This is a genomic window from Luteibacter pinisoli, assembly GCF_006385595.1.
In the GTDB taxonomy this organism is placed as follows: Bacteria; Pseudomonadota; Gammaproteobacteria; order Xanthomonadales; family Rhodanobacteraceae; genus Luteibacter; species Luteibacter pinisoli.
The window spans coordinates 358,922-379,034 of the sequence record NZ_CP041046.1 but is presented as its reverse complement, the minus strand read 5'-3'; the positions used below and the strand labels follow the sequence as shown (position 1 = coordinate 379,034).

Annotated in this window: 21 protein-coding genes; 12 read left to right on the top strand and 9 right to left on the bottom strand. The window is 66.8% G+C overall.

Annotated features, from left to right (window positions below):
• Nucleotides 1-4: 4 nt before the first annotated feature.
• Genes FIV34_RS01750 through FIV34_RS01740 form a run of 3 tightly spaced genes read right to left on the bottom strand, consistent with a single transcriptional unit; the run spans nt 5 to nt 2,822 of the window.
• On the bottom strand, nt 5-202 hold the full coding sequence (locus FIV34_RS01750; RefSeq protein WP_139979065.1) for a DUF1656 domain-containing protein: 198 nt from the start codon (nt 200-202) through the stop codon (nt 5-7).
• Nucleotides 192-2,318, bottom strand: a complete 2,127-nt coding sequence (locus FIV34_RS01745) for an FUSC family protein (RefSeq protein ID WP_139979062.1) — start codon at nt 2,316-2,318, stop codon at nt 192-194. The genes FIV34_RS01750 and FIV34_RS01745 overlap by 11 nt, the downstream gene beginning before the upstream one ends.
• Before the next feature lie 12 nt (nt 2,319-2,330).
• Nucleotides 2,331-2,822, bottom strand: a complete 492-nt coding sequence (locus FIV34_RS01740; protein WP_139979060.1) for a MarR family winged helix-turn-helix transcriptional regulator — start codon at nt 2,820-2,822, stop codon at nt 2,331-2,333.
• A 202-nt stretch (nt 2,823-3,024) separates the two neighbouring features.
• Here FIV34_RS01740 and FIV34_RS01735 point away from each other — a divergent pair, with 202 nt between their 5' ends.
• On the top strand, nt 3,025-3,555 hold the full coding sequence (locus tag FIV34_RS01735) for a hypothetical protein (RefSeq protein WP_139979058.1): 531 nt from the start codon (nt 3,025-3,027) through the stop codon (nt 3,553-3,555).
• 23 nt (nt 3,556-3,578) lie between these two features.
• Here FIV34_RS01735 and FIV34_RS01730 read toward each other — a convergent pair whose 3' ends face one another.
• From FIV34_RS01730 to FIV34_RS01720, 3 genes are all read right to left on the bottom strand, one after another.
• Entirely contained in the window at nt 3,579-4,223 is a 645-nt protein-coding gene (locus FIV34_RS01730) for a dihydrofolate reductase family protein (RefSeq protein ID WP_139979056.1), read from the bottom strand.
• 71 nt (nt 4,224-4,294) lie between these two features.
• On the bottom strand, nt 4,295-5,191 hold the full coding sequence (locus FIV34_RS01725; RefSeq protein WP_139979054.1) for an SDR family oxidoreductase: 897 nt from the start codon (nt 5,189-5,191) through the stop codon (nt 4,295-4,297).
• Between the two features lies 1 nt (nt 5,192).
• Nucleotides 5,193-5,936, bottom strand: a complete 744-nt coding sequence (locus tag FIV34_RS01720; protein WP_139979052.1) for an SDR family oxidoreductase — start codon at nt 5,934-5,936, stop codon at nt 5,193-5,195.
• A gap of 118 nt (nt 5,937-6,054) precedes the next feature.
• Between FIV34_RS01720 and FIV34_RS01715 the strand changes: the two genes are divergently transcribed.
• Nucleotides 6,055-6,966 carry a LysR family transcriptional regulator gene (locus FIV34_RS01715; protein ID WP_139985609.1) on the top strand — a complete coding sequence of 304 codons (912 nt, stop codon included), beginning with the start codon at nt 6,055-6,057 and terminating at the stop codon, nt 6,964-6,966.
• Between the two features lies 1 nt (nt 6,967).
• On the opposite strand, the gene FIV34_RS01710 is transcribed toward FIV34_RS01715, so the two are convergent.
• Together FIV34_RS01710 and FIV34_RS01705 are read right to left on the bottom strand one after the other, a co-directional pair.
• Nucleotides 6,968-7,384, bottom strand: coding sequence for a DUF4156 domain-containing protein (locus tag FIV34_RS01710; RefSeq protein WP_139979050.1), 417 nt, complete (start codon nt 7,382-7,384; stop codon nt 6,968-6,970).
• A 92-nt stretch (nt 7,385-7,476) separates the two neighbouring features.
• Entirely contained in the window at nt 7,477-10,377 is a 2,901-nt protein-coding gene (locus FIV34_RS01705; RefSeq protein WP_139979048.1) for a M16 family metallopeptidase, read from the bottom strand.
• Between the two features lie 262 nt (nt 10,378-10,639).
• Here FIV34_RS01705 and FIV34_RS01700 point away from each other — a divergent pair, with 262 nt between their 5' ends.
• The 8 genes from FIV34_RS01700 (at nt 10,640) to FIV34_RS01665 (ending at nt 16,025) form a co-directional block, all read left to right on the top strand.
• On the top strand, nt 10,640-10,840 hold the full coding sequence (locus tag FIV34_RS01700; RefSeq protein ID WP_139979046.1) for a hypothetical protein: 201 nt from the start codon (nt 10,640-10,642) through the stop codon (nt 10,838-10,840).
• A 7-nt stretch (nt 10,841-10,847) separates the two neighbouring features.
• Nucleotides 10,848-11,312, top strand: coding sequence for a tRNA (cytidine(34)-2'-O)-methyltransferase (locus FIV34_RS01695; protein ID WP_139979044.1), 465 nt, complete (start codon nt 10,848-10,850; stop codon nt 11,310-11,312).
• 51 nt (nt 11,313-11,363) lie between these two features.
• Complete coding sequence (locus tag FIV34_RS01690; RefSeq protein ID WP_139979042.1) at nt 11,364-12,032, top strand: ubiquinone biosynthesis accessory factor UbiJ; 669 nt, start codon at nt 11,364-11,366, stop codon at nt 12,030-12,032.
• Nucleotides 12,029-13,678, top strand: coding sequence for a ubiquinone biosynthesis regulatory protein kinase UbiB (ubiB, locus tag FIV34_RS01685; protein ID WP_139979040.1), 1,650 nt, complete (start codon nt 12,029-12,031; stop codon nt 13,676-13,678). The genes FIV34_RS01690 and ubiB overlap by 4 nt, the downstream gene beginning before the upstream one ends.
• A 7-nt stretch (nt 13,679-13,685) precedes the next feature.
• A complete protein-coding gene (locus tag FIV34_RS01680; RefSeq protein ID WP_139979038.1) occupies nt 13,686-14,414 on the top strand; it encodes a pseudouridine synthase in 729 nt (242 codons plus the stop codon).
• Nucleotides 14,415-14,486: 72 nt separating this feature from the next.
• Nucleotides 14,487-14,909, top strand: a complete 423-nt coding sequence (arfB, locus tag FIV34_RS01675) for an alternative ribosome rescue aminoacyl-tRNA hydrolase ArfB (RefSeq protein WP_139985607.1) — start codon at nt 14,487-14,489, stop codon at nt 14,907-14,909.
• Nucleotides 14,906-15,493 carry a 1-acyl-sn-glycerol-3-phosphate acyltransferase gene (locus tag FIV34_RS01670; protein ID WP_139979036.1) on the top strand — a complete coding sequence of 196 codons (588 nt, stop codon included), beginning with the start codon at nt 14,906-14,908 and terminating at the stop codon, nt 15,491-15,493. Before arfB ends, FIV34_RS01670 begins: the two co-directional genes overlap by 4 nt.
• A gap of 37 nt (nt 15,494-15,530) precedes the next feature.
• A complete protein-coding gene (locus FIV34_RS01665) occupies nt 15,531-16,025 on the top strand; it encodes a hypothetical protein (RefSeq protein WP_139979034.1) in 495 nt (164 codons plus the stop codon).
• 4 nt (nt 16,026-16,029) lie between these two features.
• On the opposite strand, the gene FIV34_RS01660 is transcribed toward FIV34_RS01665, so the two are convergent.
• Nucleotides 16,030-17,055: a LysR family transcriptional regulator gene (locus FIV34_RS01660; protein ID WP_425462905.1), complete on the bottom strand. Its 1,026-nt coding sequence runs from the start codon at nt 17,053-17,055 to the stop codon at nt 16,030-16,032.
• Between the two features lie 137 nt (nt 17,056-17,192).
• Here FIV34_RS01660 and aceB point away from each other — a divergent pair, with 137 nt between their 5' ends.
• Together aceB and aceA are read left to right on the top strand one after the other, a co-directional pair.
• Nucleotides 17,193-18,791: a malate synthase A gene (gene aceB, locus FIV34_RS01655; protein WP_139979032.1), complete on the top strand. Its 1,599-nt coding sequence runs from the start codon at nt 17,193-17,195 to the stop codon at nt 18,789-18,791.
• A gap of 22 nt (nt 18,792-18,813) precedes the next feature.
• The gene (aceA, locus tag FIV34_RS01650; RefSeq protein WP_139979030.1) at nt 18,814-20,103 is read left to right on the top strand and encodes an isocitrate lyase; all 1,290 of its coding nucleotides are present in this window, start codon (nt 18,814-18,816) and stop codon (nt 20,101-20,103) included.
• The last annotated feature ends 10 nt before the right edge of the window (nt 20,104-20,113 follow it).

The following is a 20,113-nucleotide window of genomic DNA, read 5'->3' as shown; positions in this document are numbered from 1 at the left end:
TCACTCAGGTAAGAAACAGCGCAAACGCGCCGAAGACACAGACGAACACGGCCAGGCGAAACAGCGGCGGATGCCACACGAGGCGATAGAGGCCGAAGCGGCCCGCCAGCGTGTCCAGCAGCCACAGCGCCGCGAGGGCCAGGACAAAGAGGACGAGCAGCCCCGGAACCAGGGCGTCGCCGAGCGCGATCTCACGAGGCATGGACGATCTCCTTGGCAAGCGGAGCAGAGGGCATGTACGCGGCGAGGACGGACTCCCCATCGAGCAGCGCCATGCGAACGAGGTGAAGGTGTTCCAGCAGGTGGGCCTGCCCGCTGTGTTCACCCACGCTGGCGATGGCCGTGGCCACCGCATCGCGGGCAAGCAGGTAACCGGCGGGGTCCGGCTTTTCATAGAAGCGCGCCAGCGTGCGCAGCGCTTCCCGCAGGTACGGCAGCAGGGTGGACGGCACGTCGCGGCGCGCCATGTCGTGGCGCAGTTCGATAAGCGCACGGCCGGTTTCATGGACGGCCAGCGCCCACGCGATCAGCGCACGCGAATCCGCGCTGCCCGGCTGGGTCTGCGCGACCACCTGGCTGACCAGGTCGTGGTTCACGCTTTCAAAGCGATGACGCAGGCCCGGCAGCGGCGCCTCCGCGGCCAGCGCCACCTGCCCACGCAGGCGGGCGAGCTGGCGGCGGCGCAGCCAGGCGCTGCCAATGGCCGGCGGAATCACCACGAACGACACCGCCGCGGCACCGAGGCCCACCACCTGGGCGATGGCATCGTTGATGAAGTGCACGGGATCGTACGTCTGCACATTCTTCAACGACAGGATGTACGCCAGGCCCATGGCCCAGCCCAGGCCGAACGAGCCCAGCCGGCGGCTCATCATCATGACCAGGCCGATGGCCAGGAACGGGGCGATACCCGCGACGAGCAAGCCGTAGCCGTCCATCTGGGTCAGCACGAAGAACTCGCAGACGAAGCCAGCCGCCATGCCGCACAGGTAGCCGAGCATGACGATCCAGGTCACGCGCGTGGGATTGGGCGTCGTCGCGAACAGGCCGGCGAACACCGTGGCCAGCAGCATCGCGCTGGAGCCCATGGGCCACGCGCTGCCGATCCAGAACAGGCCGAGCACGAGCATCGTCAGCGTCGTGCGGAACGTCGCCAGGCCGGCGCCGAGCCAGTCGTTGCCGCGATCAAAACGCACGCGTTCCGCGGATCCTCCGATGACGCGCGGTGCCTGCAGCGAGGCCGCTGAATCGACATACGCATGCAGTTCGTCCACAAAGCGCATGAGCAGGGACGCGCCAGTGTCGTAGTCGCGAAGATCCTGCGCATCGTCCATCGTCGCGCGCAGGGTCGGCAAATGGTTGCGCATGGCGGTGCGTGCATCGGCCAGCCGCGGCAACAACACGCGCGCCGCGATGCCCGCTTCCACCGGCACGTGGAGCGCATCGCCAATTGGCGCGTACAGCCGGATCAGCGTCTCGGCGGCGCGATCGCGCTTCGCCCGCTTCAGGCGATTCACCAGGTGATGCAGCGACTGGAAGCTGGTGGAGGCCGCCATGAAGCGCTGGTTGAACAGGCGCAGATGGTTGCTGCGCGAGCGCGCTTCCGCGTCCTCGAAGATCACCGAACTGCGCAGGTCTTCCAGCGCCACGGCGTCACGCACGAAGCGCAGGTGCGCCGTCTCCATGGCTTCGCGCGGCATGCTGCCCTCGGTGGCGCCGCGCACGAATTCGAGGAAATGGGCGAATTGCTCGCGCGCCGAGCGGCGGAGCACGTCGCGCATGCGGCTGGGGAAGACCACGTCGTTCACCACGCCGCTGACCAGCAGGCCGAGCAGCACTTCGGACAAACGGGCCACGGCCGAATCGAACACGCCGGGTGGGTTGTCGATGACGGGCACGGCCACGATGGCGGCCGTGTAACCGCCCAGCACGAACGCGTACGACTTGAAGTTGCGGTAGAGCGTGGCGCCGCCCGCGCAGATGCCGATCCACAGCGAGAGGGCCAGCAGGAACAGGTCGCGTTCCTGCGGGAACGCCGCGACGATGCCCACCGCCGCGGCGGCGCCGCCCACGGTGCCGATGGCGCGGTAAAAGCTCTTCGCCAGCACCATGCCGGACTGCCGGTTGGCAACGATGATCGTGGTCAGCATGGCCGTGGACGGCGCAGGCAGGCCAAAGCGCATGGCCAGCCAGCCGGCGGCGAAGAACGCGATCAGCGTCTTCACCACGAACAACCAGATGGACGCCTCTTCGCGCAGCGTCTCGACCACGACGTGGCGCGTATCAGGCACGGCAGCGGGAGCGACGACGGCGGACATGACGGTGCTCGCTTACTCCCCGAACCCGGCCAGCATTTTTTTCAGCAGGCCCTCGAGGAGGCCCTGCTCGCTGGGGGAAAGATTGCGCGTCTGCCGGTGCAGCAGCGTGACGATGTCCGGGAGGAAGCTCTGGATCAGGTCCAGGCCCGCCGGGGTGAGCTTCAGCTCCACCTTGCGGCGGTCATCCTCGCTGGCCGCACGGGCGATGTAGCCCATGTCGCACAGGCGCGTGGTCAGCCGGGTGACGTTGGCCGATTTTTCGCCAGCGGCGTCAGCCAGTTGCGAGGGGTTGAGCGCGTTGTCCGGGGCGCCGTACAGCATCATCAGGATGTTGTACTCGGGATGGTTCAGGCCGTAGGCCTTCATCACGCCATTGGCCTGGTCGTGCACCTCTTTGTAGATGTGCTTGACCAGGCGCACCAGCACGGCCGGTTCCCGGGGGAAGGCCGGGTACTTGGCGATGGTGTTGTGGATCCGCGCTTCGGTGGGGGCGAACTCGCTCATGGGGTCTGGCCGTTGGCTGGTTACCTCATAAGTATATAGTTCATTTCTGTATATTCAATAAGCAGACGAATAGGGGTGTGACGGTTTTCGGCAAGGCGTTGCGCCGCAACGTCTACGGGCTAAAACGATCCACCCGAAAGGAATTGCGCACGGCCCCAGCACCCCCGATACTTTGCGGCGGGGAAATTCAGGAAGAACCGAAATGACGAAGAACGACGGCCGCGCCTTGGTGCTCGCCTCCGTGATCAGCCTGGCAGCCTGCACCAACGGCCCACCGGTGAAGACCCTACGGACCCCCGAACACGCAGACACCATCACGCTGACTGAACCCACGACCTACACCGTGCTGACCGGCCTCTTTGGGAACGTTCCGTGGAGCTATACGCTCCAACCCGGCACCTACGTCGCCGAGAAGGAAGACAATGCCGGCACCTACTTCCGTGGCCCGGCCGCCTCGGTGGCCGTGCATATGGGCAACGCCAAGGGGCCGACCTGGCCGCATGTCGGTGGCATCTGGGTCCCCCGCAATGGCGCTGCGTCGCCGCGCGCCTACCACTATGGCGGGGATGCCGGTTCGTCCGCCGACGTCGACCAGGTGGGCGGTGCCGTCGGACACCTGTTCCTGGCAGCCGCCAACAAGGCGGAGGCAGGGAAGATCGAGCTGGATCCGATCCCCACCGATCCGGCGTTCGCCACTGCCGTCCGGGCACACCTCCACCCGGCTGCCAGGTAGCGTATCGGGCGCCGCCGGGGGTTCTACCCTCGCGCCAGCACCACGTGCGTCGCACGCTCGGTCGGCACGTGTTCGATGGTCTTGTAGCCCATCGCACGCAGGTCGAGGCCGGCGAACAGGGCTTCGCCCTGCCCCATCACCACGGGGGCGATGGCGAGGTGCATTTCGTCCACGTGGCCGGCTTCGATGTACTGCCTTGCCGTGGCGACGCCGCCGCCGATCTTGATGTCCTTGTCGCCTGCCGCCTCGCGCGCACGGCGCAGGGCTTCCTCGATGCCCTCGGTGACGAAATGGAAGGTGGTGCCGCCTTCCATCTCGATGGAGTCACGCGGATAGCGGGTAAGGATGAATGTGGGGGCGTGGTACGGCGGGTTGTCGCCCCACCAGCCTTTCCATGCGTCGTCCGGCCATTCGCCACGAATCGGGCCGAACATGTTGCGGCCGAGGATGAATGCGCCGAAGCCGTCCATCGCGCGATAGGCGAAGTCGTTATCCGGCCCCGTCTCGCCGCCTTCCTTGCCGACCATCTCGTGGAACATGCGGGTGGGAAAGAACCACTGGAAGATGCTCGGGCCGTTCTCACCCAGCGGGTTTTCCAGGCTCTGGTTCGGACCGGCCGCGTAGCCGTCCATGGACACGTTGAACCCTGCGATGCGCACCTTCGACATAAAAGCTCCCTGAGCGGCTGCGAGGGGGCAGCCGCTCAGGGAGTATAAGCGCCGTCGCGCGTTGTGCGCCGCTAGGCGATGCGCGGCGCCAGCAGCTCGTTGATTCCCGCGCGGTAGAACAGCTCGCGTCGCACGCGGTCGGCCACGCCATTCACGATCTCGGCGCCGTCCTGCGACGGATCCACGTGCACGCGGAAGGGACGCTTGCCGAACGGCATGCCGACGACTTCGACAATCTTTGTAGCAACCTCGCCGGCATCGGCGTCGGCCGGCTCCAGGGCGGCAAGGCCCTTGAGGATGCGGTCGGGCATCCCCGCGTACGGGCCATCCATGTATTCCGCTTCCGTCGTGGCGTCGGCCGGCTTGCCCGAGTGGGCAAAGTGGTTGGTGCCCTTGGTGAACGCACCAGGCACCATGATCGAGGTCTCGATGCCCCAGCGCGTGAGCTCACCGGCGTAGCTGACCGCCAGCGAATCCATGGCCGCCTTCGCGGCGAAATACGGGGCGAGGAATGGCGGCGTGCCACCGCGCGTGCTGCTGGACGAGACCCATAGCAGCAAGCCCCTCCCCTGCTTGCGCATCACCGGCAGGGCGGCGCGATTCACCCGCTGGGTACCAAGCACGTTGACGTCGTAAAGCTGCGCGTACTGCTCGGCGGTGAATGCTTCGGCCGGGCCAAACACCATGTGCCCCGCATTGTGGATGAGCACGTCGAGCCGGCCAGCTTCGCGCAATACGGTGTCGACGGCGGCCTTCGCGGAGTCGTCCGAGGTCACGTCGAGTTCGACGACGCGCAGGTCGACGTTGCGCTCGCGTGCTTCGGCGCGCACGGCATCGGCCTGCGTGGCGTTGCGCCCTGCGATGTCGCGCATGCTCGCGTAGACGGTATGGCCGGCATCGGCCAGGGCGCGCGCCGTGAGCAGGCCAAAGCCGCTCGAGGCGCCCGTGATGAGGATGGTCTGTTTCATGTCAGATGATCCCACCGTTGGCGCGCAGCACCTGGCCGTTGATCCATGCACCGTCGGGACCGGCCAGGAAGGCGACGGCCGCGGCGATGTCGTCGGGGGTACCCAGGCGCTCGAGCGGGGCCAGCCTGGCCAGGCGGTCGACCAGTTCGTCGGACTTGCCGGTGAGGAACAGGTCGGTGGCGGTCGGGCCGGGGGCGACGGCATTCACCGAGATCTGGCGGCCACGCAGTTCGCGCGCCAGCACCACGGTGGCCGCTTCGATCGCGGCCTTGGTCGCGGCATACGGACCGTACGACGGCTGCAGCAGGCCCACCACGCTGGAGGAGAAGTTGATGACGCGACCGCCGTGGCGCAGGCGCTTCGCGGCCTCGCGCATCGTGTTGAAGCTGCCTTTGACGTTCACGTCGAAGAGGCGGTCGAACTCGTCGTCCTTGAACTCGGCCACGGTGGCCAGGTTCATGATGCCGGCATTGTTCACCAGCACGTCCACGCCGCCATACACCTGCTCGGCCGCATCGAACAGGCGGCGGGCATCGGCCGCTTTCGAGACATCGGCCTGGGCGCTGATCGCCTTGCCGCCCGCCGCGACGATCTCATTCACCACCGCTTCGGCGGCCTGGGCGCTGCCGGCGTAATTGACCACCACGGTGAAGCCGTCCTGCGCCAGCCGCTTGGCGACCGCCGCGCCGATACCACGCGAGGCGCCCGTCACGATGGCAACCTGGTTGTTTGCTTGCTCGTTCATTTCGATCCTCCGGTACCGGCGGAGTGCCGGCTTGGAGGGAAGCATGCGCGTTGTCGGCGGAAGGATAATCCGGCTAGATTAGGCTTCTCTATTCGTTCCGGTGGAACAATCCATGACCATGGACCGTTTCGACACCATGCGGCTGTTCGTGAGGATCGTGGAGCGGCGCAGCTTCACGGCCGCCGCGGCGGATCTGGACCTGCCCCGGTCGACCGTCACCCAGGCCATCAAGCGGCTGGAGACCCGGCTGGGGGTGCGCCTGCTCCAGCGCACCACCCGGCAGGTCAGCCCCACCCTGGACGGCGAGGCCTACCACCGCCGTTGCGTGGCCATCCTCGCCGACGTGGAAGACGCCGAAGCCGGCTTCACCGATGCGCGCCCCTCGGGCCTGCTGCGCGTCGACATGCATGGCGTGCTGGCGCGCACCTTCGTGCTGCCGGCACTGCCCGGGTTCCTGGCGGAGTACCCCGGCTTGCGCGTGCATGTAGGCGAAGGCGACCGCTGGGTGGATCTCGTGCGCGAGGGCGTGGACTGCGTGCTGCGCGCAGGGGATCTTTCCGACAGCAGCATGGCCGGGCGCCGCATCGCGATGTTGCGCGAGGTCACGATCGCCAGCCCGGCGTACCTGGAACGGCATGGCGTGCCGCGCACGCCGGACGATCTCGAGGGCCACCAGGCCATCGGCTTCTTCTCAAGCGCATCAGGAGCGACACTGCCGCTGGAATTCGTCGTGGGCGGCACGGTGCGCACCGTGCAACTGCCGTCGACGGTCACCGTGACCGGTGCGGAAACCAACACGGCGCTGGCGAAGCTCGGCCTGGGCCTGACCCAGGTGCCGTACTACAACGTGGCGGGGGATATCGCCGCGGGGCGGCTGGTCGAGGTGCTGCAGGCCTTTCCGCCGACGGAAACACCGGTATCCCTGCTTTACCCACACAACCGGCAGCTCTCGCCGCGCGTGCGTGTGTTCATCGACTGGGTGGCATCCACCTTCGCCGCGCGTGCGGGCGAAGGGGTGCGCATGCTGTGACTCAGTTCTTCAGCGGGACCGTTTCGAAACCGGCCTGTGGCGTCGTGGTCTGCGACGGCGGAGGCGGTGCGTTGTTGCCCTGCGGGCCCACGACGCGGCTACCACAGGTGTAAGCGCCCCAATCCTGCGAACCATCGCGCGGCTCGCCCAGCGGCTTCACCGTATCGGCGCCCAGCTTGGCGGCTTCGTTGCGCGCCAGCACTTCCAGTTCATCGCGCACCTTCAGGTCGCTGCGATCCACCGGGCCAACGCGGCTGGTGACCGAGACGCTCACCTTGCCCTGGTCTTTGCAGCTGCCGACATCGCCGTTCCACGCCGTGCGCACGTTACGCGCCTTGTCGTCGAGCTTGATGCCCCAGTCGCAGGCACTGAGCGCCAGCGTGGCGAGGGGGATGAGGAGAAAGACGGCTTTACGCATGGGTGGCTCCGGGGGGATGTCGCGTTCGGGGCACATGCTAGCCCGATGAAGGCGAAGGCGCGATGAGAATCCTCATCGCGCCTTCGCATCAGTCACTTGCCAGCCGGTTTCGCGGCCGCCGGTGCCGCCTTCGCCGGGGCTTTCGCCGGCGACTTCGCGGGCTTGCCGTCGGCATCGATCACTTCGACGGTGCCCAGGTTCAGGGCGCGCACCGGGGCTTCGATCTGGCGCAGGTCGCCGACGATCACCCAGGTAAGCGCATCCGGCTTCATCACCGCGGACAACGCGGTTTCCGCCGTTTTCTGGTCCACCGCCTCGATGCGCGGCTTCAGCGTCTGCACGTAGTCGTCGGGGCGCCCGTAGATGAGGATGCCGTTCATGGCACCCAGCACGGACGACGCGGTTTCGAAGCTACCGGGCAGGGCACGCACGCGCTGCTCACGAATCTTCGCAATCTCGTCGGCGGTCAGGGGCCGCGAGCCGATCACCTCACGCGCTTCCTTGAGAATCTCCGCAGCAGACTCGGCCGTCTTGTCCGTCTGCACCGGGGCGTACAGCAGCACCGGACGCTGGCCCTGGGCATCGGTCAGGATGCTGCCGGCGCCATAGGCCCAGCGCTTGTCCTCGCGCAGGTTCATGTTGAGGCGCGAGGTGAAGCTGCCGCCGAAGGCCCCGTTGGCGATGCCGAGGGCGAGGGCGTCATCCGCCTTCGTGGAGGGCGCGAGCAGGCCCGCCAGCACGAGCGACTGCGACGCATCGGTGCGGTTGATGAGGTACACGCGCGGCTTGGTCTGCACCGCCACCGTGCCGATGTTCTTCTTCGGCACGGCCGTGGCCGGGGCTTTCCAGTCACCGAACGCGGCATCCAGCTGCGGCAGGATCGCCGCCAGCGTGGTGTCGCCCGCGACGAGGATGCGGACGTTGTCCGGGCGCAGGTAGTCGCGCTGGAACGCGGCCAGGTCCGCCGCCGTCAGCGAAGCAATCGCCTTCTCCGTGCCGCTGCCGGTGAAGGGGATGCCGTAGGCGTGGTTCTTTCCGTATAGCAGCGGCGGCAGCGAACGCAGGGCGATGCCTTCCGGCTCGGTCTTTTCCTGGGCGATGCCGGCGATCCACTGGCCGCGCACGCGCTCGATGTCATCGGCCTTGAACGCCGGGTTGCGGACGATATCGGCGAACAGGTCGAGCGAGGGCTGCAGGTCACTGTTCAGGGCATTCAGCGCGACGCTGCAGGTGTCCAGCGAGCAGCTGGCGCCGACGATGGCGCCGAGGCGCTCCTTGCGACGTGCCACTTCGACGGAATCCAGCGACTTCGTGCTCTCCTCGAGCAGCTGCGAGGTAAAGCTGGCGGTGCCGAGCTTGCGCCCCTGGTCGGCGGCGTAGCCCGCATCGAACAGCAGTTGCACGTGGGTCACCGGGATGGTGTGGCGTTCGGCCAGCACCACTTCGATACCGTTCTTCAGCTTGCCGCGCTGCAGTTTCGGGAACGAGAGGTCCGGGAAGGTATCGACCGACGGCACGCCGCTGGCGCGATCCACCTGGGACTTGGCGACGGTGTAGGTCTTTGCCGCCGGCAGCACGGCCGCGGGTCGGCCGCTCGCATCCGCGAGGCCCTTCACCGCCTTGTCTTCCGCGGCCGGATCGAAGCCGGGTGCCGCGGGAAGGATGGTCAGCGTGTAGCTGCCCTTGCCGAGCCAGGTCTTCGACGTGGAAAGGATCGAGGCCACGGTGGCGGCATCGGCACGCTGGAGGTCTTTCTTGTAGGCCTCGGGATCGTTCCGGTACACCTGGCCTTCGGCGAGGATCACGGCCTTGCCGCCGCGGCCGCCGACCTTCTCCAGGCCACGGACGAAGCCGGCGCGATTGGTGACCTTGGCGCGGGCCAGCTCATCATCGGTCGGCCCCTTGGCGAGGAAGTCGTTCATCACCTCGGCGACGGCGGCTTCCACCTTCTTCGGGTCGACGCCCTTCTTTACGTCCACCTGCAACTGCACCTGGCTGGCCAGGGCAAACGGCGAGATGCCGATGCTGACGTCGTCGGCCAGCTTGTCCTGGTAAACCAGGCGCTGGTACAGGCGCGAGGTCTTGCCGCCGCCGAGCACGGTGGTGGCGAGGTCCAGGCCCACGGCGTCGTCGGTGCCCAGCTGCGGGGCGATCCACGTGCGCACGATGCGGGTCTGTGCCACCTGGTCGTGCTGCACGGCGCGGGTGTCGGCGGCCAGCGGCGTGATCCACGCCTGCTGGCGCGGCACCGGCGGGCCGGCCGGAATGTCACCGAAGTACTTCTCGGCCTTGGCCTTCGCCTGGGCGACGGTGATGTCACCGGCCAGCACCAGGGTGGTGTTAGCGGCGCCGTAGTAATCGTTGAACCACTTCTTCACGTCGGCCAGCGACGCGGCATCCAGGTCGGCCATGGAGCCGATGGTGTCGTGGTGGTACGGGTGGTTCGCCGGATACGTGTTGACGAGGATGTTCTCGTCCACGCGCCCGTAGGGACGGTTTTCGTCCTGGCGCTTTTCGTTCTGGACCACGCCGCGCTGGGTATCCAGTTCCTTCTGGCCGATGGCGCCCAGCAGGTGGCCCATGCGGTCCGATTCCATCCACAGGGCCATGTCGACGGCCGTGGTCGGCACGGTTTCGAAGTAGTTGGTGCGGTCGAACCAGGTGGTGCCATTGAGGTCGGTGGCGCCGGCAGGCTCGAACGGCTTGAAGTACGTGCCCTTGTGGTTCTCCGAGCCGGAGAACATCAGGTGCTCGAAGAGATGCGCGAAGCCCGTCTTGCCTACCGGCTCATCCGCCGACCCCACGTGGTACCAGACGCTGACCGCGACGATGGGCGCCTTGTGGTCTTCGTGCACGACGACGGTGAGGCCGTTGGGCAGCTGGAAGCGGGTGTAGGGGATATCGGGGATGGCGTCGGTGGAGGTGGATGCCGCCGAGGCAGCACCGACGACGGTCATCATCCCTGCGGCTAGCAGGGCGAGGCGTTTCTTCATGCACGGCTCCTCAGGGCCTTCATGGCCCGTCACTCCCTGAGGCTAGCCGTTGCGGTCCATCGGACGCAATGCGCAACAAAACACGTGACCGGACGGTGTCCGCCCGCGGCGCCCGGGTGTCCGCGGACACTGTGGGGAATCAGAACGACCTGACAAACCTCATACGAATCAGCTGATTGCCGCCTCTAAAAGCATGGCACGGGGTTTGCGTTACTAGACACGCCCCGGGGCACCCGCCCCACCCATCAAAGGAACCGATGTCATGAAACACGAACTCCTCGTCCTGCGTAGCCTGCTGGTGGCCTCGATGCTGGTCTGCGGCCTGATCCTCGGCAACATCCTCACCTACCAGGGCAACCCGGTGCAGCTGGCCAGCAAGGGTGTCGTCGGTTCGGCCACGGCCGCCGCCAGCGGTTGCGCCCTGCCCCCGGATGGCATCGTTTGCCCGCGCGCGGCGTCATAATGGGGGCATGCCCCACGTCATCCTGTTTCGCCCCGAGATTCCGCCCAACACCGGTAACGTGATCCGTCTGTGCGCCAACACCGGCGCGACGCTTCACCTGATCCGCCCGCTTGGCTTCGAGCTGGACGACACGCGGTTGCGCCGCGCGGGCCTGGACTACCACGAGTTCGCCCCGGTCGCCGTGCACGACGACCTCGCCACCTGCTTTGCCGCCCTTGGCCAGCCCCGCGTCTTCGCGTTCTCCACGCGTGGCCGCCACCTGCATACGGACGTGACCTACGCCGAGGGTGATGCGCTGCTGTTTGGCTGCGAGACGGCGGGCCTGCCCGACGACGTGCTGGACGCCATCCCGGAACCGCAGCGCATCCGGCTGCCCATGCGCCCGGGCAACCGCAGCCTCAACCTCTCCAACGCGGTGGCGGTGGCGGTGTTCGAGACCTGGCGCCAGGCGGGCTTTGACGGCGCGGGCTAGCCGCGACATCACGGATACGTCGCGTGGAGGGTCACCGGCTACAATCGGTGCATGACCCCCGACCGCTCCCCGGCCGACGCTGGCCCCAACCGCTTCCTGCCCCGCCCCCTGCGCGTCCTTGCCGGCCGTGCCATGGAGGCCGCGCTTAACCGCGCCGTCGATCTCGACCCGGATACCCGCAGCCGCCTCGACGTGCTCGACGGTCGCAGCGTGCAGGTCCATCTTTCCGGCCCCGAGCTGGCGCTTAGGATCAGCGTGGAGAAGGGCCGCCTGCGGGTGGGCCCACCGGAAGATGGCGGGAGCCTGCGCGTCACCGCGTCTCCCGGCAGCCTGCTCGCCATGGCGATGCGCCGCGACGATGACGGCGTGGCCCCCGGCAAGGTCGATATCGCCGGCGACGCGGAACTCGCCCGCCGCCTGGAGCGCCTCGCGCGCCAGTACGCCCCCGACGTGGAGGAAGCCTTCGCCAAGACCTTCGGCGACACCCTCGGCGTGGCGCTGGCCAAGGCCCTGCGCGAAGGACTGGCGCATGCACGCGAGTCCGGCCGGCACCTTGTGGAAGACGGCGCCGACTGGCTGCGCGACGAAGGCCGCGTGGCCGTGGCACCGGGCGAGGTCGACGCCTTCCTCGATGGCGTGGATACCGTGCGCGAACGCACCGAGCGCCTGGAAGCACGCCTTGCCCGGCTGGAGCGCACGCTGAAGGGGAACCGGGCATGACGCCGCTGCGCCTTGTCCCGCGCCTGCTGCGCGTTGCCGCCATCCTGTTGAAGTACCAGCTCGACGAGCTCGTCGAGGGTGCCCACCTTTACCGGCCGTTGAAGCTGGTGCGTCCGTTCTTCCCCGGCACGCCGGTGGATGTGCGCGGACTGCCTCGCGGTGCGCGCCTGCGCCTGGCGCTGACCGAGCTCGGCCCGATCTTCGTCAAGGCCGGACAGGTGCTGTCGACACGCCGCGACCTGGTACCTGCCGACGTCGCCGATGAACTGGCCCTGCTGCAGGACCAGGTGCCGCCGTTCCCCGGCGCGGAAGCACGCGCGATTGTGGAGCGCGAACTGCGTGCCCCGGTCGCGACGCTTTACGCGTCCTTCGACGAAACCCCGCTGGCCTCCGCCTCGATCGCCCAGGTGCATGCGGCGACGCTGCACGACGGCCGCGAGGTGGTGGTCAAGGTGCTTCGCCCCGGCATCGACAAACGCATCGCGCGCGACATCGCCCTGCTGCATTCGCTCGGCGAACTGGCCCAGCGCTGGCACCCCAACGCCGACAAGATCCGCCCGCTGGAAGTGGTGGCGGAAGTGGAGAAGATGCTCGACAACGAGCTGGACCTGCAGCGCGAAGGCGCCAGTGCCAGCCTGCTCCGTCGCAACTTCGCCAGCGGCGTCGACCTCTATGTGCCGGAAGTGATCTGGGACCTGAGCACCCAGGGCGCGCTGACGCTTGAGCGCGTGCGCGGCGTGAGTGCGGATGACATCGCCGCCATCGATGCCGCCGGACTCGATCGCAAGTACCTCGCCGAGAAGGGCGTGCGCCTGTTCTACGAGCAGGTGTTCCGCGACAACTTCTTCCACGCCGACGCGCACCCGGGCAACATCTGGGTGGATACCGCCCGCGTGGACGAGCCGCGCTTCATAGCGCTGGATTTCGGGATCATGGGTTCGCTGCCCGAAGCCGACCAGTACTGGCTCGCCGAGAACTTCATCGCCCTGTTCGAACGCGACTACGCGCGCATCGCGCAGCTGCACGTCGCCGCGGGCTGGATGCCGTCGACCATCCGACTGGATGAGCTCGAAGCGGCCGTGCGTACCGTGTGCGAGCCGTACTTCACGCGTCCGCTCTCGCAGATCTCCATCGCCGAGCTGGTGGTGAAGCTCTTCCAGACGGCGCGCCGATTCGAACTCACCCTGCAGCCGCAGCTGATCCTGCTGCAGAAGACGCTGCTGAACATCGAAGGCGTCGGCCGCATGCTCGATCCGGAGATCGACATCTGGGCCGTGGCGCACCCGGTGCTTCGGCGCATCCTGCGCGAGCGTTACAGCCTGCGCTCCACGCTGCGCGACGTACGCCGCCGCCTGCCGGAGTGGATCCACACCGCGCCCCGCGTGCCGGAGCTGGTGCGCGACGCACTGCGTCAGGTGGCGAGCGGTGAGCGCCGCGAGATCGCGGATCCGCGCGCGTTGCTGCAGGCCCACGAGGAAGCGCGGCGCACCCGCCGCTTGCTGGCCTGCGGGATGCTCGGCTCCTCGCTGCTTATCTGTGCCGCGCTCGTCGGCACGCTGGCGCCGCGTGGCCTGTGGCCGGCGGTGGTCGCCGCCGTGCTCGGCGTCGTGGCCTTCCTGGCCGGCTGGCCGCGCCGGAACGCCTGAACCCCGCATGCTTGAGATTCTTTACCAGGACGACGACATCGTCGCCGTCAACAAGCCCGCAAACCTCGCGGTGCATCGTTCCAAGTTTGTGGGCCCGGATGATGCGTTCCTCATCGACCTGCTCCGCGAGCAGGTCGATGGGCGCCTGCACCTGGCCCACCGGCTGGACCGTGCGACATCCGGCGTCCTGCTCGTTGCCCGCTCATCGGAAGTCGCCAGCCTGCTCGGTGAGCAGTTCATGGGCCGCACGGTGAGCAAGCGGTACCTCGCCGTGGTGCGTGGATGGCCCGACCCCGAAGAAGGCACCATCGACTACGCCCTGCCCGGCTCCCGCGATACCGGCCCACGCCGCGAGGCCAGCACCGACTACCGCCGTCTCGCCACGGTTGAGGTCGACATCCCGCTGGGCCGCTACGACAAGCAACGCTACGCGCTGATGCTGGCCGAACCGCGCACGGGCCGTTTCCGCCAGATCCGCAAGCACTTCGCTCATATCCATCATCCGATCGTCGGCGACAGCCAGCACGGCCGCGGCGACCACAACCGCCTGTTCAAGCAGCACTTCAGTTCGCACCGGCTGTTGCTGCATGCGGAGAGGCTGACGTTTACCCACCCCCGAACGGGCGCCGACCTGGCGATCAGCGCGTCGATCGATGACACGATGCAACGGGTTTTTTCCCGATTCGGCTGGACCGACGCGCTGGGTGCGGTGGGCATCTCAGCGGCTTCGTCCTAGGTCTCTCGCCACCCGCGCAGCTTGCAGCGCGTCATGACCCTTACCGTCACGCTGCTAGAATCCGCTTCCATCATGCTTACCGTCACGCCTTCCATCACGATTTCCGAGACCGAACTGGTCGAGCGCTTCACGCGCGCCGACGGCCCCGGTGGCCAGCACGTCAACCGGACGGAAAGTGCCGTGGAGCTTCGTTTTGACGTCGCCAGCTCGCCCTCGCTGCCGGACGAGGTGCGCGAGCGCCTGCTGGCGCGCCGCGATCGCCGGATGACCGACGCCGGCGTGCTGGTGATCCAGGCGCGCCGCTTTCGCGACCAGGCGCGTAACCGCGACGATGCCCGCGAGCGCCTGGTGGAGATCATCTTTGCGGCGACGCTCGTGCCGAAGAAGCGCCTGGCCACCAAGCCGACGCGCGCCTCGAAAGAGCGCCGCCTGGTAGGCAAGGCCCAGCGCAGCCAGACCAAGCGCACGCGTTCGCGCGACTGGAGCCGCGAGTGAACGGCGAGCCGTCCAGTCTCACGCCGAATGTCCCGCGGCTACCTGACTCACGATTCCGGCGCCTCTGCCGCTGGGCGATAAAGCGCACCGGCTGGCGCCTCGTCGGCGAACTACCGAATGAGAAAAAGCTGATCCTGATCGGCGCACCGCACTCGTCCTATTGGGACGGCGTGTACGGCTTGCTGATGCTCCAGGCCATCCGGCTGGATCTCGGCGTGATGATCAAACGCGAAGTGCTCGACGGCCCGCTCGGCCCCATCGTGCGCTGGCTGCGCCTCATCCCGATCGACCGCAAGGCGGCTACGAACATCGTTGACCAGATGGTCCAGCGCTTCGACGCCAGCGACAAGCTCTGGCTCGGCATCACCCCGGAAGGCACGCGTAAGGCAGTGAAACAATGGAAGTCCGGCTTCCTCCGCATCGCCCGCGCGACCAACGTGGCGATCCAGCCGGTCTTCATCGACTATCCGACGAAGACCTTCACGCTCGGCCCGCTCGTGCACGCCACCGACGATCCCGAGGCCGACATGGCCCGCATCCGCGCCATGTTTGCTGGATATCACGGAAAGCATCGCGACGCCTGATCAGCCAGCGCCATGCATGACGCCGACCCGGTAATCCATGGGCGCTGATATCCCTACACGCAGCGACGAAGAACCCCTACATAATGTTCCGTCGCGTACCGGCATCGTGCTCTCTTTAAGGGAGTCACACCAGATGCGCTTCCCATCGCTACCGCTTCTCCATGCGAAAATTCCGCGAACCTACAGCGGGCTGTCGCGCGAATCTCGTGCGCAAATCGACGGCATAAACGTCCGGAATGTTCGACCTAGCCAGCTTCGCACCCTCGCTGAGGCTCTGCACAAAGAGGGTGCCATCAGCGATGCGCAAAGGCTCGAGCTCTCCATGATCAGGAAACCGTATGCCAGCGAACGCGATGACAGCCCGGTCGACTTTATCGAGAGCATGGAGTCCGGCGCCGTGTTCGCGGCTGCCTTTCAGCGCCATGTGCCCGGGTCGGGTTGCGCCGACTTCTACAAAGGCATGGCTCAGTTTGCGCACTGGCTCGACGATGCATCACGGATTCACCCGCCGATACTGAATGCCTGGGCATAGGCCCTTATCGCTCGGAATGGCCTGACTCATCGTAATCCCGATGCGTCAGCAGCCCCGGCTTGATCAGGTCGATGAACGCCCGCGCCTCCGGACTCAGGAACTTGCCCTTGCGCATCACCACGCCGTAACTGCGCTGCGGAAAATACTGGCGCAGGTTTCGCACGACGAGGCGTTCGCGATCGGCGTCGGTGAGGCAGATGCCGGTGACGATCGAAATGCCCAGCCCCATCGCCACGTATTGCTTGATGACATCCCACCCGCCGACTTCAATCGCCACCGTGTACGGCACGCGCCGCTGCTGGAACACCATGTCCACCAGCCGGAAGGTGGTGAGCCGTTGTGGCGGGAGGATGAGCCCGTAGGGCGAGAGATCTTCCAGGCGGATGGTGTCGCGCGTGGCCAGCGGGTGATCGGGCGGCATGATCAGCATCGGGTCGTAGTGATAGACCGGCGCCCACGCGATGTCATTGGGTACATCGAGCATCGAGCCGATGGCGATGTCGGCTTCGTCCGCGCGTAGCAGGGCCAGGCCATCCTTGCCGGTGACGTTGGCGAGCTGCAGCTGCACGTCCGGGTAGCGTTCGCGATACGCCTTCACCAGGTCCGGCAGAAGGTACTGGATGGTCGAGGAGCCGGCGGCGACGGTGAGCCGGCCCGACTGCTTCCCGCGCGTCTTTGCCGCGAACTCGCGGTCCAGGTTTTCGAAGCCCTCGACGAGCGGCCGGGCCATCTCGTAAAGCGCCTCGCCCGCGTCGGTCAGCGTGATCCGGCGGCGAGTCCGCTCGACAAGGGAGGTGCCAAGCTCGCGCTCCAGTGCCTGGAGCTGCAGGCTCACCGATGGCTGAGACAGGAACAGGGCCTCGGCCGCGCGGCTGAGCGTGCCCAGGCGGGTGATGTAGACGAAGGCCCGCAGTTGCTTGAGGCGGTTGCCCTTGTAGTAGAAGCGCGCCGCCGAGTCGTCGGCACCCTCGGCACGCCCCGATTTCGACCGAGTGGCGGGCTTTTTCGCTGCATTCAGCTTACGAACCACTCGGAAATCCTCAATATCAACGCATACTTGCAACGACTATTAGTTGAGTTAATGATTTGAATTGAAACATATGCTTTGTCAACAGCATGCCGCGCGCCGTAGCGTGAACTCCAGACCTGACGCTGGAGGCAACACCCATGGCAGTCCCCAAGAGCGTGCTCGATCCCCTTGCCGGCGTTCGCCTGAATGGCCCGACGGAGGGCTTTGCCGACGTCCTGACACCGGCCGCGCTCGGGTTCGTCGCGGACCTTCACCGTCGGTTTGACGGCCGCCGGCTCGCCCTGCTGGCCGAGCGCGTCGCTCGCCAGCTTCGCTATGACGCAGGTGAGCTCCCGGATTTCCGGCCCGATACCCGGGCCATCCGTGAAGGCGACTGGTCCGTCGCGCCCATCCCGGCGGCCCTGCAGGACCGCCGCGTGGAAATCACCGGACCGGTCGAACGGAAGATGATCATCAACGCGCTGAACTCCGGCGCGAAGGTGTTCATGGCCGACTTCGAGGATTCGAGCGCGCCGACGTGGGCCAACCAGGTCGATGGCCAGCGCAACCTGCGCGACGCGGTCAACGGCAGCATTGAATTCACCAGTGCCGAGGGCAAGCACTACGCCGTGGTCGACGATCCCGCCGTCCTCGTCGTCCGCCCGCGCGGCTGGCATCTTCCAGAACGGCACGTGGAAGTCGACGGCGACGTCCTCGCCGGCGCCCTGCTCGACTTCGGCCTGTTTGCGTTCCACAACGCGAAGGCCCTGCAGGCACGCGACCGCGGCCCCTACTTTTACCTGCCCAAGCTGCAGTCGATGGAAGAAGCCGCGCTGTGGGATGACGTCATGGCCTACGCCGAGGACGCGCTCGAACTCCCGCACGGATGCATGAAGGCCACGGTGCTGATCGAGACCTTGCCCGCCGTGTTCCAGATGCATGAAATCCTGCATGCGCTGCGCACGCGCATCGTCGGGCTCAACTGCGGCCGCTGGGACTACATCTTCTCGTACCTGAAGACCTTCCGCGCGCACGCCGATCGCCTCCTGCCGGAACGCGGCCAGGTGGTAATGACCGTGCCGTTCCTGAAGGCCTATTCGGAACTGCTGATCCACACCTGCCACCGCCGCGGCGCCTTCGCCATGGGCGGCATGGCGGCGCAGATTCCCATCCGTGGCGACGACGAAGCCAACGAGGCCGCGATGGCCAAGGTGCGTGCCGACAAGCTGCGCGAAGTGACGGCCGGCCACGACGGCACCTGGGTGGCTCACCCCGCGCTCGTCCCCATCGCCCAGGCGATCTTCGACGAGCACATGCCAACGCCCAACCAGCTGCATGTCACCCGTGATGACGTGATCGCGCGGCGCGACGCGCTGATTGCCCCCGCCATGGGCACCGTGACGCGCGCGGGCTTCGACAACAACGTCGAGGTATGCCTGCGCTATACCGCCGCATGGCTGGACGGCCTCGGCTGCGTGCCCATCCACAACCTGATGGAAGACGCCGCGACCGCCGAGATCGCCCGTGCACAGCTGTGGCAATGGCTGCATCACGGCCCCGTGGAGTTCAGCGACCACGCTCTTATCAACTTCGCCCTGTTTGATCAGGTGCTCGCCGCGCACACCCATCGCCTGCGTGAATCGAAGCACCCCGGTGCGGCGCGCGCCACGCAGGCCGCAACGCTCATCAGCGCACTGACGCATGCCTCCGAATTGCGCGACTTCCTCACCCTGCCCGCCTACGAACACCTCGTTTGATGCATTCCCAAGGAGCCCTTCGATGAAGACGCACACCGCCGAACAGATCACGCTGGACTGGAAGAACAACGACCGCTGGAACCGCGTCGAGCGCCCGTACACCGCCGAGGATGTCGTGCGCCTGCGCGGCACCGTGCAGGTGGAATACACCCTGGCCCGCCGTGGTGCCGAGCGCCTGTGGCGCGCGATGAACGAGCGCCCGTACGTGAATGCGCTGGGCGCGCTCACCGGCAACCAGGCCATGCAGCAGGTGAAAGCCGGCCTGCAGGCCATCTATCTTTCCGGCTGGCAGGTGGCGGCGGATGCGAACACCGCCGGCACGATGTACCCCGACCAGTCGCTGTACCCGGTCGATTCCGTGCCTAACGTCGTCCGCAAGATCAACAAGACCCTGCTGCGCGCCGACCAGATCCATCACGCCGAAGGCAAGGATGGGCTGGACTGGTTGGTGCCGATCGTGGCCGACGCGGAAGCTGGCTTTGGTGGCGTGCTGAACGCCTATGAGCTGATGATGCACATGATCGAGGCGGGTGCCGCGGGCGTCCATTTCGAGGATCAGCTGGCCAGCGCGAAGAAGTGCGGCCATATGGGTGGCAAGGTGCTGGTGCCGACGCAGGAAGCCGTGCAGAAGCTGGTCGCGGCCCGCCTGGCCGCCGACGTCGCCGGCGTGCCTACGCTGATCGTGGCGCGCACGGATGCGATGGGCGCGGGCCTGGTGACATCCGACATCGATGAGAACGACCAGCCGTTCCTCACCGGCAAGCGCACGGTCGAAGGCTTCTATGAATCCACCCAGGGCATCGAGCAGGCGATCAGCCGTGGCCTTGCGTATGCGCCGTACGCCGACCTGATCTGGTGCGAAACGTCAACGCCCGACATGGAGGAAGCGCGCCGGTTCGCCGAGGCGATCCACGCGAAGTTCCCCGGCAAGAAGCTCGCGTACAACTGCTCGCCCAGCTTCAACTGGAAGAAGAACCTCGACGAGAAGACCATCGCCAGTTTCCAGAATGACCTGGGCAAGCTCGGCTACGCGTTCCAGTTCATCACCCTGGCCGGCTTCCACGCGCTGAACTACTCGATGTTCCAGCTGGCACGCGGTTATCGCGATCACCAGATGGAAGCCTACGTGGCCTTGCAGGAAGCGGAGTTTGCCGCCGAGAAGGATGGCTACACGGCGGCCAAGCACCAGCGCGAAGTCGGCACAGGCTACTTCGACCGCGTCAACCAGGTGATCTCGGGTTCGCTCAGCTCGCTGTCGGCGCTCTCCGGGTCGACCGAAGAAAGCCAGTTCCACCCGGCGTCGGCGGCCTGACGGCGGCGGA

Bases quoted from the DNA above. Each gene is read 5' to 3' on its own strand.
- FIV34_RS01750 (WP_139979065.1), bottom strand. From the start codon at position 202: ATGCCTCGTGAGATCGCGCTCGGCGACGCCCTGGTTCCGGGGCTGCTC.
- FIV34_RS01745 (WP_139979062.1), bottom strand. From the start codon at position 2,318: ATGTCCGCCGTCGTCGCTCCCGCTGCCGTGCCTGATACGCGCCACGTC.
- FIV34_RS01740 (WP_139979060.1), bottom strand. From the start codon at position 2,822: ATGAGCGAGTTCGCCCCCACCGAAGCGCGGATCCACAACACCATCGCC.
- FIV34_RS01735 (WP_139979058.1), top strand. From the start codon at position 3,025: ATGACGAAGAACGACGGCCGCGCCTTGGTGCTCGCCTCCGTGATCAGC.
- FIV34_RS01730 (WP_139979056.1), bottom strand. From the start codon at position 4,223: ATGTCGAAGGTGCGCATCGCAGGGTTCAACGTGTCCATGGACGGCTAC.
- FIV34_RS01725 (WP_139979054.1), bottom strand. From the start codon at position 5,191: ATGAAACAGACCATCCTCATCACGGGCGCCTCGAGCGGCTTTGGCCTG.
- FIV34_RS01720 (WP_139979052.1), bottom strand. From the start codon at position 5,936: ATGAACGAGCAAGCAAACAACCAGGTTGCCATCGTGACGGGCGCCTCG.
- FIV34_RS01715 (WP_139985609.1), top strand. From the start codon at position 6,055: ATGGACCGTTTCGACACCATGCGGCTGTTCGTGAGGATCGTGGAGCGG.
- FIV34_RS01710 (WP_139979050.1), bottom strand. From the start codon at position 7,384: ATGCGTAAAGCCGTCTTTCTCCTCATCCCCCTCGCCACGCTGGCGCTC.
- FIV34_RS01705 (WP_139979048.1), bottom strand. From the start codon at position 10,377: ATGAAGAAACGCCTCGCCCTGCTAGCCGCAGGGATGATGACCGTCGTC.
- FIV34_RS01700 (WP_139979046.1), top strand. From the start codon at position 10,640: ATGAAACACGAACTCCTCGTCCTGCGTAGCCTGCTGGTGGCCTCGATG.
- FIV34_RS01695 (WP_139979044.1), top strand. From the start codon at position 10,848: ATGCCCCACGTCATCCTGTTTCGCCCCGAGATTCCGCCCAACACCGGT.
- FIV34_RS01690 (WP_139979042.1), top strand. From the start codon at position 11,364: ATGACCCCCGACCGCTCCCCGGCCGACGCTGGCCCCAACCGCTTCCTG.
- ubiB (WP_139979040.1), top strand. From the start codon at position 12,029: ATGACGCCGCTGCGCCTTGTCCCGCGCCTGCTGCGCGTTGCCGCCATC.
- FIV34_RS01680 (WP_139979038.1), top strand. From the start codon at position 13,686: ATGCTTGAGATTCTTTACCAGGACGACGACATCGTCGCCGTCAACAAG.
- arfB (WP_139985607.1), top strand. From the start codon at position 14,487: ATGCTTACCGTCACGCCTTCCATCACGATTTCCGAGACCGAACTGGTC.
- FIV34_RS01665 (WP_139979034.1), top strand. From the start codon at position 15,531: ATGGGCGCTGATATCCCTACACGCAGCGACGAAGAACCCCTACATAAT.
- aceB (WP_139979032.1), top strand. From the start codon at position 17,193: ATGGCAGTCCCCAAGAGCGTGCTCGATCCCCTTGCCGGCGTTCGCCTG.
- aceA (WP_139979030.1), top strand. From the start codon at position 18,814: ATGAAGACGCACACCGCCGAACAGATCACGCTGGACTGGAAGAACAAC.